Below are 606 nucleotides of genomic sequence, written 5' to 3'. Positions count from 1 at the left end.
GATGAAGTTCGGCATGGCGAGGCGTGACGAAAGCCGCCCGGCAGCGTCGGCTGTCCGACCGCAATGCTGTTGCATTGCTCCATGCGACAGGCCTATACCAAATCCTGCGAAGAGTGTTCGACGGTGAGCGCCAGGCTCGCCGGTTCCGTCAGTCGGGTAGTCCCAGGTAGCCAGGGAGTCCGAGCGCAAGTTTGCTCTTTGCGAGCTTCACCGCCTGACTGACGAGCGCGTCGAACTCTGCATCGCTTTCAGGCAGTGGCAGATTGCGACGCAAGAAATGGGACCATCGGAATTCTTCGAGGGGCCCGGACGTGTTCACATATCCGCCCGCATGGCGTACTGACGCCGACAAACTCCGGAATTCGTCGTCGTCCAGTTCCCAGACGTGTTCCCGCATGTCGGTGAATGTCACACGCTGACCAAGGGCATCATACGGATATGTCCAGCGGTTGTTTTCCATCGTGAGCCAGAACCCGGCCGTCGAAAGTGACGAGAGATCGCTGACGAGCACAACTGGTACGCGCTTCACGTCCGCACGCCAGAGCGCAGTGGCAACGTGGTGATGGTCGATGACGAACGGAGCGCCACCCGGGCCAAGCACGACCG

Annotated in this window: 1 protein-coding gene; it reads right to left on the bottom strand. The window is 60.6% G+C overall.

The window, feature by feature from the left end; genetic code table 11:
- Window positions 1-148 precede the first annotated feature (148 nt).
- Window positions 149-606, bottom strand: a 458-nt coding sequence (locus SB717_RS33400; RefSeq protein ID WP_410907084.1) for a ParB-like protein, incomplete at its 5' end; no start/stop codon positions are given.

The organism is Priestia sp. SIMBA_032 (assembly GCF_046535215.1).
GTDB classification, from domain to species: domain Bacteria; phylum Bacillota; class Bacilli; order Bacillales; family Bacillaceae_H; genus Priestia; species Priestia aryabhattai.
This window is presented reverse-complemented; position numbering and strand designations above follow the sequence as displayed.